17 protein-coding genes are annotated in these 11,209 nt (G+C 62.1%); 3 read left to right on the forward strand and 14 right to left on the reverse strand.

The window, feature by feature from the left end; genetic code table 11:
- Positions 1–22 precede the first annotated feature (22 nt).
- Entirely contained in the window at positions 23–1,771 is a 1,749-nt protein-coding gene (locus CCR95_RS17295; protein WP_201096607.1) for a hypothetical protein, read from the forward strand.
- Positions 1,772–2,512: 741 nt separating this feature from the next.
- Here the strand turns inward: CCR95_RS17295 and CCR95_RS17300 are convergent.
- Together CCR95_RS17300 and CCR95_RS17305 are read right to left on the reverse strand one after the other, a co-directional pair.
- The gene (locus CCR95_RS17300) at positions 2,513–3,544 is read right to left on the reverse strand and encodes a PilZ domain-containing protein (RefSeq protein ID WP_201096609.1); all 1,032 of its coding nucleotides are present in this window, start codon (positions 3,542–3,544) and stop codon (positions 2,513–2,515) included.
- Entirely contained in the window at positions 3,541–4,293 is a 753-nt protein-coding gene (locus tag CCR95_RS17305; RefSeq protein ID WP_201096611.1) for a PilZ domain-containing protein, read from the reverse strand. The genes CCR95_RS17300 and CCR95_RS17305 overlap by 4 nt, the downstream gene beginning before the upstream one ends.
- Positions 4,294–4,431: 138 nt before the next feature.
- Between CCR95_RS17305 and CCR95_RS25940 the strand changes: the two genes are divergently transcribed.
- Complete coding sequence (locus tag CCR95_RS25940; protein WP_276570280.1) at positions 4,432–4,566, forward strand: hypothetical protein; 135 nt, start codon at positions 4,432–4,434, stop codon at positions 4,564–4,566.
- Here the strand turns inward: CCR95_RS25940 and CCR95_RS17310 are convergent.
- From CCR95_RS17310 to CCR95_RS17360, 11 genes are all read right to left on the reverse strand, one after another.
- Positions 4,563–5,189, reverse strand: a complete 627-nt coding sequence (locus tag CCR95_RS17310) for a hypothetical protein (RefSeq protein WP_201096613.1) — start codon at positions 5,187–5,189, stop codon at positions 4,563–4,565. The genes CCR95_RS25940 and CCR95_RS17310 overlap by 4 nt on opposite strands.
- Positions 5,189–5,512, reverse strand: a complete 324-nt coding sequence (locus tag CCR95_RS17315) for a hypothetical protein (RefSeq protein WP_201096615.1) — start codon at positions 5,510–5,512, stop codon at positions 5,189–5,191. The genes CCR95_RS17310 and CCR95_RS17315 overlap by 1 nt, the downstream gene beginning before the upstream one ends.
- Positions 5,513–5,529: 17 nt before the next feature.
- Positions 5,530–5,919 (reverse strand): DUF4845 domain-containing protein, encoded by a 390-nt coding sequence (locus CCR95_RS17320; protein ID WP_201096616.1) that lies wholly within the window; start codon positions 5,917–5,919, stop codon positions 5,530–5,532.
- Positions 5,920–5,946: 27 nt separating this feature from the next.
- Positions 5,947–6,462, reverse strand: coding sequence for a hypothetical protein (locus CCR95_RS17325; protein ID WP_201096618.1), 516 nt, complete (start codon positions 6,460–6,462; stop codon positions 5,947–5,949).
- Positions 6,463–6,480: 18 nt separating this feature from the next.
- Complete coding sequence (locus CCR95_RS17330; protein ID WP_201096620.1) at positions 6,481–6,993, reverse strand: toprim domain-containing protein; 513 nt, start codon at positions 6,991–6,993, stop codon at positions 6,481–6,483.
- Positions 6,994–7,002: 9 nt separating this feature from the next.
- Positions 7,003–7,314 carry a hypothetical protein gene (locus CCR95_RS17335; RefSeq protein ID WP_201096622.1) on the reverse strand — a complete coding sequence of 104 codons (312 nt, stop codon included), beginning with the start codon at positions 7,312–7,314 and terminating at the stop codon, positions 7,003–7,005.
- A complete protein-coding gene (locus tag CCR95_RS17340) occupies positions 7,302–7,805 on the reverse strand; it encodes a hypothetical protein (protein ID WP_242523313.1) in 504 nt (167 codons plus the stop codon). The genes CCR95_RS17335 and CCR95_RS17340 overlap by 13 nt, the downstream gene beginning before the upstream one ends.
- A complete protein-coding gene (locus tag CCR95_RS17345; RefSeq protein WP_201096624.1) occupies positions 7,798–8,112 on the reverse strand; it encodes a hypothetical protein in 315 nt (104 codons plus the stop codon). The genes CCR95_RS17340 and CCR95_RS17345 overlap by 8 nt, the downstream gene beginning before the upstream one ends.
- Positions 8,109–9,293, reverse strand: a complete 1,185-nt coding sequence (locus CCR95_RS17350; RefSeq protein ID WP_201096626.1) for a DNA-methyltransferase — start codon at positions 9,291–9,293, stop codon at positions 8,109–8,111. Before CCR95_RS17350 ends, CCR95_RS17345 begins: the two co-directional genes overlap by 4 nt.
- An 83-nt stretch (positions 9,294–9,376) precedes the next feature.
- On the reverse strand, positions 9,377–9,682 hold the full coding sequence (locus tag CCR95_RS17355) for a hypothetical protein (RefSeq protein WP_201096629.1): 306 nt from the start codon (positions 9,680–9,682) through the stop codon (positions 9,377–9,379).
- Positions 9,679–10,347, reverse strand: coding sequence for an N-acetylmuramoyl-L-alanine amidase (locus CCR95_RS17360; RefSeq protein WP_201096631.1), 669 nt, complete (start codon positions 10,345–10,347; stop codon positions 9,679–9,681). The genes CCR95_RS17355 and CCR95_RS17360 overlap by 4 nt, the downstream gene beginning before the upstream one ends.
- Before the next feature lie 35 nt (positions 10,348–10,382).
- Here CCR95_RS17360 and CCR95_RS17365 point away from each other — a divergent pair, with 35 nt between their 5' ends.
- On the forward strand, positions 10,383–10,787 hold the full coding sequence (locus CCR95_RS17365; protein ID WP_201096633.1) for a hypothetical protein: 405 nt from the start codon (positions 10,383–10,385) through the stop codon (positions 10,785–10,787).
- A gap of 39 nt (positions 10,788–10,826) precedes the next feature.
- Here the strand turns inward: CCR95_RS17365 and mobI are convergent.
- Positions 10,827–11,209: conjugative transfer protein MobI(A/C) (mobI, locus tag CCR95_RS17370; RefSeq protein WP_276570281.1), on the reverse strand; the 383-nt coding region annotated here is incomplete at its 5' end.

The raw sequence follows: 11,209 nt of genomic DNA on the forward strand, positions 1-11,209 counted from the left end.
AACGCTCAATGGAGAGAGGAACATGGCCGAGTCAATGAAGGACGCAATGCGCAAGGCATATGACAAAAATGGGCAGGAGGTACCGACGACGACGAAGACCTCGGGTGTTAAACCCGCCAAGCGGCAGCCAGCATCCGCCGCCAAATCAAACACGCAACACCCTCAGCAACTGCGGCAGCCGAGCAAACCGAATCATGGCGGCAATTGCAGCCGATCACTGCTCCAGCAAACGACCAAGCCACCGGAACTGCCCGACCCCCCGTTACTTCAGCCTCACAAGTTAAAGACTCCCGCTCCCGCCGCACCCAAACTGACGGCCGACGACTACCGTGTAGAAGTGATGGCTAAAGCAGGAATCGCGTTTGATATTGACCCGCCGAAGAAGACCAGTTTGCTTGATGCCGATTCCCGGCAGGGTCATACAACCCAATGCCACGGAGTGACATGGAGCGACGAACGCGAGATCGTGCTGGGTCTGGATTTCGGAACCTCCAGCGTGAAGGTTGTGATCGGTGACTCCGCGTTGGGCGTGGCATTCGCGGTTCCTTTCAGTGCGGGGATTGGAATTGAGCGTTATCTTCTTCCCTGTCGTCTGTACGCATCGAAAAAAATATATTCGATGCGGAAAGGACGGCGAGATTATCGGGATCTGAAGCTCTCCTTGGTCGCGGAGCCGACAAACCCGACTCTCCAGGAACCTGTCATCGCCTTTCTCGCCTTTGTCATCCGGCATGCCCGTGACTGGTTGTTTCGGGAACACCTGGATAAATACCGCAACACGCGCATTCGCTGGAGGCTCAAGATTGGGCTGCCGGTTGCGCATCATTTTGATCGTGAACTCTCGCGGGTTTTCATGAAAATCGGCCAGACGGCCTGGTTGGTGGCGAATGCGCAGGGGGAGATCACGAGCGCACTCGTCGATTCCGCGAGCCTGCGCGGCGAAGAGTTGACGAGGAGCGCGCCAGGTCCGCTGATCGAGGATGAGGATATCGAAGTCGAGGTACTGCCAGAAATCGCTGCGCAGATTTATGGATTCGTCAATTCAAACCGTTTCGACCCCCAGGCTCGCAACATCTATCTGATGGTCGATGTCGGGGCTGGGTCGGTGGACTCGTCTTTATTCCATGTCAAACCCGCACGCGGCGGGCGTTGGGATTTCGAGTTTTTCACGTCGGTCGTGGAGCCTTACGGGGTCATGAACCTGCACCGCCATCGCATCCATTGGTGGCGAAAAGCATTGCAGAGAAATGCAAGCGGCGAGGATTTGTTGTCCTCGCTGGATCGACTGAAATTTCAGACGGATCAAGAGACCGGGATCCCCGATTGCTACGCCCGCTATTTCGAGGGTGTCAGGGTCGATTTTGCCGACCACCGGCAAACGCCGGATGCTCTTTTCTTCGGACAGGTGCGCGAACAGGTTCAGAGAAACACCTACTGGCAGACCTGGAAAAAGGGCTTACTGGGTCAGCAGGATCTGGGGGGGATTTCGGCGTTCTACTGTGGTGGCGGAACACGCATGCCGTTCTATCGCCGGTTGTGCGATTACTTGCGGTCGGATCCTAATTGCACCTGGCTCAGCGCAATCCCACGCCGTATCGAACTTCCCGAGAAGCTCAAGGCGCCAGGACTTCGCCGAGAAGATTTTGATCGCTTGACCGTGGCATACGGATTGAGTTTTCTGGAGGTCGGAAAGATTGTTGAATCCATTCCACAGCCGAAACTGATCATGCCGTCCAGCGGTGATTGGCGAGATAACTATCTCCACAAGTGACTCATGTTGAGCGATGTCGATGAGGACGGGGGAACGCAGTATGCCCCCACACTTGTACGCAAGCGACTGACCGGAAGTGCGCGCAGTGCTTGAGCTATGCGAGTTGACGTGCTTGAACGTGTCAATAAAAACAATCCAGCCAGAGAACAAGAAGGCAAACGCGAAACGCGCCAAAAATGGAAAGCTCCCGATCTATGAAACAAGGATGCTCTCCATCGAGGTTCCAAGATCGGCAGAGCGGACAGGATGCAAGCACTGCGACAGAAACAGTCCAAGACAGCATTTGAGGCGTGGGCATATCAGAATGCTGCAAAATGACCGGCGAATTTGGGTAAATTCTTGCGCTGTCGGGTCTTCTGGCCTTGGTCGGACAGACAAAATCTACAACGTTTTTTCCGCCTAAATTGATATCTTCCCTGCCCTTTAGGGATTAAAGAATCCACCCGCAGAGCGGGTGGAATTGGATTAACCCCCCAAGGGGGTTAATTGGCTGCCGCAAGGTGCTGTCTAGCGGTTACCAAGATCCAAACGGATCGAGTTGGCTTCAAGTGCCGGAGCGCCTATCGCCGTGACGGGCGTGAGAAGCGATTCGCTCTAACGGAACAGGGCCTAGCGCCTGATAGGCTCAACCGAAGCCAATTTGTCTAACTGGCAGAGCCGTTGGACTCTGACCACGCCCAAAGGGCGTGGAATTTCACATTACGATTAAAACCTGACGAGGATTCCGACGGCACCCAACCCTCAAGACGCAAACACGCGCCCATGAATCTCCTGCAACCACGTCAAGTCCGCCCACACCGCTTCCGACCAGCCGCCCGGTTGACCGACATCGCCCAGGATCAGTTCCCGAAACAAGCGTCGAAAGGCCGGAACATCGCCCCAACAGGCCACGATCCGGTCGAGAAGATCGGGAAATTCGCGCTCCAGCCAGCCCTTTTCCGCACGGTGTTTGTCCATCGGTTTGGCGACGTGCGAAAACCTCGGGGCGACGTTCCGATGCCGGTCCGCGGTTCCCGCTAACTGCGCGCACAGCAGCTTTTCCAGCTGCGTGTCGACGAAGCGGCGCAGCAGCGGTTGCGGATGCTCGAAGCGCAAGATCATGGTGTAGACCGCGTTCGCGGGTGCCTTGCTCGGGACGCTGTGCGTCGGCGTACTGACATCGATGACCCGCGCCCGCAGGCGAATGTCAGGCAAATCGGGGGACACGAGCGAAAAACGCACCCCTTGTTGCAGCGCGCTGGCCTCTGCCGAATGGAGCGTGTAATAGCCCGTGGCAATCTCCTGGAGCGCCTGATCCAGCGCCGCCAGGTCGGAAACGACGACGTCGAGGTGTCGCGCCAGCGGCGTCGTCCCGTCTGACTCGCGGCGTCCCAGCAGTGTCAACAGGCGCTCCAGGCGTTCTTGATCGCGCAGCGATAGACTCACGAACCGGGCCGCGACCTCCTGGCTCCCGGCGCTCGTCGTCTGGACCCGCAGACATTGGCTCGCCGCGTTTAGCGCGCGACCGGGCAACCACGGCAGCCGCAGTTGGAAGCGATCCGTCGAGCCGGGCAACGCGCTCGGTAAGCACAGCCGGATGCCGCCCCAGGAAATGTCGCGACCGAACGCCACCAGGGAACCCTCGCAGTCGGGGAGGACGATCCGCGCGCGGGTCTGGATCGCGAGCCGGCGTTGAGCGCGGCGGTTATGCTCCGGCGGCGTCGGGCGTTCTGCCGGGGCGCTGTCCGGGAGGCACAACGCCAAGCGGTCGTCATCGATCGGCGGGGCGCTCATGCCGGCGAGCCTTCGTGGTTGACGCCGGGCGCCGACGCGAGCGGAAAAGGTGTCGTGGCGAAGGCCGGCAGGTGGATTGGCTGGTCAAGCTGCCGCTCGACAGACTGTTTGAGCGACGCGAGCGGATGCTCGAAGCGCAGGGTGATACGGTATAACGTGATCCAATCGTCGTCTGCCATCTGAACGGGCTGGACCTCGACGATCCGCGCCCGCAAGCCCTCGCCGTCGTCAGGCGTCATCCCGGTCAGCGAAAAACGGATGCTTTGATCGACCGCATAGGCGTGAAACACGGTCAGCGTGAGGCGCCCCGTCGCGATCTCCGCCAGCAGGCGGTGCCTCTGCGCCGGTTCGTTGACGGCGAACTCTAACGCCGATGCGAGCGGCGGGGCCGCCTCGTCCTCGGGGTGCGACGGCTCCAGCAGCGACACCAGTCGCGCGTGGTGTTCGAGCGTGAGTTGAGAGAACCGCACGGCGATCTGCGTGCGCCCATCCTCCAGGACCGTCGCGCGTAACAGCCGGGCATTCGCCAGCACGGGGCGATCCGGTTTCCAGGGCAATTCGAGTTGGAACGTCTTGGCCTCCGGCGGCAAGGCGCCCGGCACGATCAGGCTCGCACCGCCCCAGGACAGGTCACGATGGAGTGCGATGAGCGGCGTCTCGGTGCCTGAAAACACGAGCTTGGTCAGGGTTTGAAGCGGTCGGCGCAGATGCGCGCGACGCTGGATGAACGGTGGAGCTGGATTGGGCATCGCGCGGCGCGTGACCTCGTTGGCAAAAGGGAGCGTCGACCGGCACGTCGACAGGGGATCTGTCGGAGGCATCACGTTTTTCACGGTTGCGTTCTGCGACGCTTGTCGCATCAAGACAAGCGATCGGGAAATGCCGTGATGACGATCGTGAACACGCAAAATCTCGTTTCGATGGGCATGCTCCTGGTGCTCTCCGTGGCCGCCGATGCCGGTCTGTTGAGTTCCATGGTCCGCACGCTGAACCTCGCGATTTCGCACAACCTGATCGCTTAACGATTCGTTCGGTCCGCGCAGTTTTGGCGCGGCTCCCCGAGGCGATCGGGCGCTGGATCGGTGCGGTCATGGACCGTTCGAGACATCGCCTGATGTCGCCGAAGATCCTGCGCCAGTCCGTCTTTCAATCCCGTCAACACCGCTTCCAGTCCTTCGATGAGCGCGATTTCGCGCTGAAGCGACTCCTGCAAGGTCTCCTGCAATGGCGCCAACCAAGGCTGGCAATCCGACTCGGACGGATGGCGAATGCCCATCTGCTGTCGATGGTTTTGTAACCGCCGACGTTGGAATCGGAGAACCCACAGGCGGGTGTCGGCATCCTGGAGCAGTGCGTCGGCCTGGATGGCGGGGTCTGTCGGTTCGCCAGGCGACACCCACGAAGCCTCTCCGGTCGGTGCCGGTCCGCACGGTCCGCGATGCGCATTGGCGTCCAGCCAATCGTTGAGACCGTGCTGGATGGCGACCGGATCGCTGTGCGGCTTCACCCGCTCGATCAGCGCGCGCAGATGGATCGGCTGCCCCAGGGCCGCGAGCGCGCAGGCGGCGTCAAAGGCCGCGCGGCGGGTCTGGCCATGCGTGCGCAAGGCCGTTTGTATGGATTCTCGGTTCGGCTTTTTTCGCATCAGCGGTCCGCCAACTCGAAGGCCGCCATCACAGCGCGATTCGCCAGCGAGGCGCGGGTGCGCGTGGTCGGTGCCCACAACCAGCGAAATCGGCTGGGTGCTTGCGGAGGCGGCGCGTCCATCAGAATCACGTCGAGATAGACTCCATCAGCTCCCAGGCGAACATCGCGGATCTGTTCGATACAGATCAGCGTGCTGTCGTGCAGCAACACGCTGAAGGCCCACACGTCGGTCATCATTCGCGGCACGAACCAGGTCGGCAGCAACCGCTCGGCGCGCTTTAGCCGCTCCTGATCAGTGTCGAACAAGCGGTTGTTTAGCATCACATAAACGCTCCAATTTAGTGGGTTTTCACCATGACCTGATGATCGAATCTCGCCACGGCATCGAGGTTGTCAAACAGATGGACGCGCCGCTCGTTCGCGAAAGCGATCCGATCGGTCGCCTTGTCCTGTTTTTCGATCTTGAAATGCTTGGCACCGATCCCGGCGATGCCGTTGACGTTTAGCCGCTTGACGAGCGACTCGCTGAGTTCGTGCGGATCGGTCGGATGGATCTCGGGCGACGCGGCCACGTCGCGCAGGATCGAGCGCACGGTCCAGAACTGGACATCGACCGGCCCCAGTTTCAGCAGCAGCGTCATGAAAAACGCGATCAGGTTGATCGTGACCAGGAGGCCCATCAGTCCCATGCCGCACTGTTGCCAGCGCCGCTTGCTGGGGTGTCGCATGCGGTCTTTCCTGTCCAGATGAAGCGATCAGAAGGCCGACTTGCCGTTGGGGAAGCCCACGATGGCCACGTCCCAGGTACCTTGGCGCACACGCGATTCGCGCAAGCCTAAATCGGCGTCGAAGCGCGCCAGACGCGGTTGGCTCGCCAAGCCGCTGTAGAGGGTCTTCTTGCGCTTGGCGAGATCGCGCACCCGCGCCGTGGCCTCCACCGAGAGTTGGAATTGCGCGATGAACCGCTCCACGGTCGCGCGCCACAGCCGAAAATCGCAACCCGGCGCGCGGCAGTCGAACACGACCGCGCCGCCCGAGAGCGTGGCCCGTCCGCACGCCGGGCATTTCCCCAGCGCCTCGCGCGGATCGTGCGCGTCGATGAACTGGGAAAGCGCTTGCGCGCTGGTCTGCGCCGTCGCCGGCAGCGCGACCCCCTGGCGCTCGGCGATTTGCCGCGCCAAGGCCAGCGCCACGCGCCAGTGCGTCTGCGGCACGAAGGCGTCAATGTTCCGCTCGGCTTCCACGAGTAGCGCCAGCGCCGGCGCAATCACCCGACCGATCCTGCGCGGTCACGCCGGGCGGCCCTGACGCTTGAAATCCCAGGCCAGCACCTGACTGAGCGGATCACCGATCGCGCGATCCACCAGCCGTCGGGCAATCTGCGCCTCCACCCGCGCCGCCGTCACGCCGCCGCGCTGTTCGTCGATGGCGGCAAAAATCGCCGCCGGCGCGATCTCGCGAAAGACGATCCGCCGGTCATCGGTCAACCCGGCATAGCGCACCACATCGGCAGCCATCGTCTCGCCTTCGCGATCCGGATCCGCGCCCAGAAACACGGTGTCCGCCTGCTTGGCCAGCGCGACCAGTTCGTTGATCCGCGCCTGGCCCGTCGGCGAGACCGTCCAGTCGGCAACGAAGCGACCGTCCTCCTGGACCATGCCCAAACGCTCCTTGGGCAGATCGCACAGGCGCCCGCCCGTCGCGCGCACCGTCCAGCATTCTTCGGTAGGGCGCGCGCGCAGGTCATGTTCGATGGTGGCCGCTTTCGCGGGCGATTCGACGATCAGCAGGCAGTTGGGCATCGTGACGACTCAGGCTTCCTGGCGCATCAGCAGGTCGGCCACGACGCTGTCGCGCGTGGTAAAAAAACGTTCCCAGTTCAGACAGGCTTGCGCTTCGAGGGTCCAGCCCATGCTGGTCGCGCGATCGAACACCGCGAAGAAACGCGGCAACGTCTCGATCGAGATCGGACGCGCCGGAGTCCAGTCCCCGCGCGGGGGATCCTTTTGCCACGCGATCGACCACGCGACAATCGGGTACTCTTCTTCCCAGATGCCGGCGTCGTTTCGATGCGCCGTAAGCAGGACAAGATTCGGGTGGGTATTCGGAATCAGCGTTGGCATGCGTCTCGATTCGCTCCAGACAGATTGGTTTTGAGGACGGTCAGCGTCATCCGATTGAACGCTTTGCCGGTCTTGCTGGTGTCCTTGCCGTCAAAGGTCAGACTCAGCAAATCCCCCAGCGCGGCGTGTTGCGTGTGAAGTTGGGCTTTTAGCCAGGGCGTGAGCCACGCCGCGATGACGTCGTTGATCGGCGTCTGGACGAGCATTTGCGGCTGATCGCCAAACGGCCCCTGCGACTGACGACTGCCGACGATGCGCCCTTCCAGGCAATCGCCCGGCGTCGGTTTCCACACCTGAATCTGCACGTCGAGCGCCGCTTTCGCGCGCAATCGCGCCAACTCGGATGCCGCGATCGGTTCCAAGTCGCGCGCCTGGGCAAGTGCCTGGCGGTCCGGTGCGGGAAGGGTCGCCAAGGCGCGTTCGGCAGACGCCGCGCGACTCAACGGCGTCTCCCTGTCCAGGGGTGACAGCGATGGTTCGGGTTCAAACATGGGCATCCTCCACGGGGGGGTCGCCAGCCAAGGCGTCTAACGGAATCGAATGCCACAGGATCCGTCCGCTGTCGGCATGGATCACGCGCACGGTGTCGCCGCCAATCCCATCGCCAAGCGCGTCGATCTGTCTGGCAACGGCAATGGCCTGTTCAAGACCGGGATAGAGGCGTCCGAAGGCGTCCGGCGGCAACCAATCCAGGTCGCTTCCCGGAGGGCGGTCGAACGCGATTCGGTAGCCCGTGCCGATCGGCTCAGGATCGGTCGCGCGCGGGACGCTCGTGTGGCGGACAGGAAATGCGCTCATGACGTCGGCACTTCGGAGGTCGCGGAAAAGGACGCCGCCAACGGCAGGTCTAACTGGCTCCAGGTCGCATCGCTGTCAGGGTCTTGCGGATCCTGCCCAAAATGCGCCCCTTGACGTTGCGCGTCGGCGAGGCGCGTCGTGGCGATCGTCACGTAGGCCGGTTCGCGTTCGATGCCAATAAAGCGAAAACCTTGGCGCAGCGCGGCGACGCCGGTGGTGCCTGATCCCATGAAGGGATCGAGGACGAGGCCGCCGGGCGGGGTGACGAGGCGGCAGAGATAGGCCATCAAGGCTTGTGGCTTGACCGTGGGATGTCCGTTGCCTTCCCCACGATCCGACCGACTCGCCTTGGCGCAGTAGAAGAAGCGAGCGGCGGAGCCTTGATCGCCATCGGTTGATTCTGGCGGCGCGGCGCGAGCACCAAACGCATGCTTTGTTTTGCTGGTGGCGCGCTGGTGGTGCGGCTGGAGGCTGCCGCTTTTCGTCACCGGAAACAGCGCCACCACGTCATCCGACCCGTCGTGTATGAGGTTGGCGGGGAAGCGGCCTGATGACGGAACAAACTCGGCGTGCCTTGTCTTTTGAGTTAGGCCAACGTCATGACGATGATTGCCTCCCTGAACAACCCGCAACTTCCGGTAATCTTCGCCGCTCGGAATCCTCGACCCATCGATATTCAACCCCCCGCACCCATGCGTGAGCACGTTCGCGGCGATGGTTTTCTCGGAAAGCGGTTTGCGCGCGAGCGCAATCGGCTCGAAGGCGGGTTTTAAGGCGCTGCCCCAGCCGTCCCATTGGCGAGCGGCGTCGCTGGATGGAGCGGTGGCATCCGGTCTGGATGCCGATCCAAAGGCGTTGACATTCGCTTTGTCGTTGACAGCGGCAAAACGATTCGGGCCGATGACGTCCCGTTCGGCTCCAGCCGACTTGTCGATCGCCTTCGACACGTCCAACGATTTCGGAAATCCCTGCGCGTAGAGCCAGCCCACGGTATCGCGAAGCTCAAACCCGGCATCCTCGATCGCGCACCACAGGCGGTGATGAGTGCGCGTCCCGCCGAACGCGAGCAAGTGCCCGCCCGGCTTCAGGACGCGCAGGCATTCGATCCAGATCGCCGGATCCGGCAATCCCTTGTCCCATGCGTGGCCCATGAACGACAGCGCATAGGGCGGATCTGTCACCACCGCATCGACCGAGCAATCCGGCAGGATCTTGAGCGCGTCCAGACAATCGCCCTGGTAGAGCGTGGCATCGCCGATGACGATCACGTCAACACCTTCCGACGCGCGAGCGGTTGCGGCACCACCTCGATGACGCGCTCGGCCCCGAACCGCTGGATCAGCGTTTGCCGGGCCTCGTCCAAGTCGCACCCCGGCGCGATCAACGTCAACCACTCGGTAGGACGGTCCGTGACGCGATACCGGTAGACGCGCAGCGCATTCCTGGCCTGCATCTCGGCCTGCAACCTCGACTGACCCGCGTCAAATTCCAGGATGGCCGCGCGCTCGTCGACGGCCTCCTGAAGGTCGCGACGTTGCGTTGGCGTGAGCGGCGGGAGTTCCCGATTCAACCCTCTGCCTCCTGCCGCCACGCGACCAGACCCGCCGCCAGCGCGCCGGCCATGCGCCGTTGCGCGGACGCCTTCGCCAGTTCCGCTTCTTCTTCGGGATGCGCAATGACGCCCGCTTCGATCAGAAGCGCGGGCATCCGCGCGTGACGCAGTACATCCAAATGGTCGAAGGCATCAATCCCTCGCACCGGATCGAGACAGGGACGCTGCTCGCCATCGATGTCCTCGGCGTGATGCCCCGTCGCTCGATACCCGCGTGTTTGCAGGGCGTCACCCACCGGCAGGGCCAGACGCAGACCCCCGTCCTCGCCACACGACTGATCCCGGCTGACGAACAGCGAATACCCCTGGGCATACCGCGAATACCGAAAGGTTTTCCCGTGTTTGTGAACCTCGGTGAGATCACGCGGCTGGACGCTGTCGTGATGCACGGAGATCAGCAGATCCGCACCCAGCGCATTGGCCTGTTCGGCGCGCGCGCGGGGCGTCAATGGCGTTTGCCCGCGATTCGCACTCAGCGTCAGCAAGACCGGCTTGAAATCCGGCTTCGACGCCAACGCTTCCACCAGCGCATGAGACAGCGCGCGATTGAACGCGAACTCCGGCACGCCGCTCGCACTGATCGCGCCCGGCGAGTCGGGCGAATGCCCAACATCGATCGCCACGAGGCAAGGACGCTCGCCAGCGAACGTCCCTGGCAATGGACATCCCGCGCCACGTAAACCCCGCCGCAACACCTGAACCATCGGTTTTAGTCCGTGCAACGACCACTCCGAAAGCGATTGAATGGCCCCGGTCGGCAAGGCGGGACAATGAAAAGATCGTTCATGAGCGACTGGAAAATAACCGCTTGCCGGTCGGCGCAAGATTGGGCGCGAGCAGATTGCCCGTCTTGCATTCCAAAACGCGCCGCTCGCCGTGCGCCGAAGGCGATGCGCTTTCGCAAGACGTTGTCATCCATGGCTCGCCAATGACCTCAGAATGGCCCCGAAAGGCGTTGATGAAGGCGCTGGTTTTATCAAGCGGACAGCGGTTCGACAGAGGGCTTTCCGTGTTGGCTCGATTGATGTTGCAACCCGACGTGAAGACATCGGGAATGGTTTAAGGCTGAAGTCGTATCGGTTCCCGCCATCCGCGACCGACGTCACGTCCACTTGTCCGGTGTGTCGGATGATTCGCCGTGTCCTGTCGCATGACGGTTGCGGTCGAATTCCTCGTCGATCAGCCTGAAACGCATCCGAATGTGACTGATGTGCGATTGAATCGTCCGCAGCCGTGCGAATTGCGGTTCGTAGACGTGAATGAGGTCTTTCTCCCAGCCCGTGAGGCGACCGAAATTGCTCATCGGGTATTGCTGGCTGATCCGGCCATCCTGACCTTTGCCGCGCTTGAGATAGACCGTGCGTCGTTTCGCGTGGACCCGATACCACTCGATCTGGAAGATGCCCGGTCCGGAGGTGGTCGTCTGTCGGGTCCGCAACCCGATCGTTCCCCGTTCGCTGGGATGGCGCTCTCGTTGTTCTCGGA

Source organism: Thiocystis minor, from assembly GCF_016653465.1.
Lineage (GTDB): Bacteria > Pseudomonadota > Gammaproteobacteria > Chromatiales > Chromatiaceae > Chromatium > Chromatium minus.

What these genes read in the sequence shown, in the direction of transcription:
- CCR95_RS17330 (WP_201096620.1), bottom strand. Translation starts at nt 6,993, where the DNA reads ATGCCCAACTGCCTGCTGATCGTCGAATCGCCCGCGAAAGCGGCCACC.
- CCR95_RS17340 (WP_242523313.1), bottom strand. Translation starts at nt 7,805, where the DNA reads ATGTTTGAACCCGAACCATCGCTGTCACCCCTGGACAGGGAGACGCCG.
- CCR95_RS17345 (WP_201096624.1), bottom strand. Translation starts at nt 8,112, where the DNA reads ATGAGCGCATTTCCTGTCCGCCACACGAGCGTCCCGCGCGCGACCGAT.
- CCR95_RS17310 (WP_201096613.1), bottom strand. Translation starts at nt 5,189, where the DNA reads ATGCGAAAAAAGCCGAACCGAGAATCCATACAAACGGCCTTGCGCACG.
- CCR95_RS17365 (WP_201096633.1), top strand. Translation starts at nt 10,383, where the DNA reads ATGGACATCCCGCGCCACGTAAACCCCGCCGCAACACCTGAACCATCG.
- CCR95_RS17305 (WP_201096611.1), bottom strand. Translation starts at nt 4,293, where the DNA reads ATGCCCAATCCAGCTCCACCGTTCATCCAGCGTCGCGCGCATCTGCGC.
- CCR95_RS17320 (WP_201096616.1), bottom strand. Translation starts at nt 5,919, where the DNA reads ATGCGACACCCCAGCAAGCGGCGCTGGCAACAGTGCGGCATGGGACTG.
- CCR95_RS17315 (WP_201096615.1), bottom strand. Translation starts at nt 5,512, where the DNA reads ATGCTAAACAACCGCTTGTTCGACACTGATCAGGAGCGGCTAAAGCGC.
- CCR95_RS17295 (WP_201096607.1), top strand. Translation starts at nt 23, where the DNA reads ATGGCCGAGTCAATGAAGGACGCAATGCGCAAGGCATATGACAAAAAT.
- CCR95_RS17300 (WP_201096609.1), bottom strand. Translation starts at nt 3,544, where the DNA reads ATGAGCGCCCCGCCGATCGATGACGACCGCTTGGCGTTGTGCCTCCCG.
- CCR95_RS17335 (WP_201096622.1), bottom strand. Translation starts at nt 7,314, where the DNA reads ATGCCAACGCTGATTCCGAATACCCACCCGAATCTTGTCCTGCTTACG.
- CCR95_RS25940 (WP_276570280.1), top strand. Translation starts at nt 4,432, where the DNA reads ATGACGATCGTGAACACGCAAAATCTCGTTTCGATGGGCATGCTCCTG.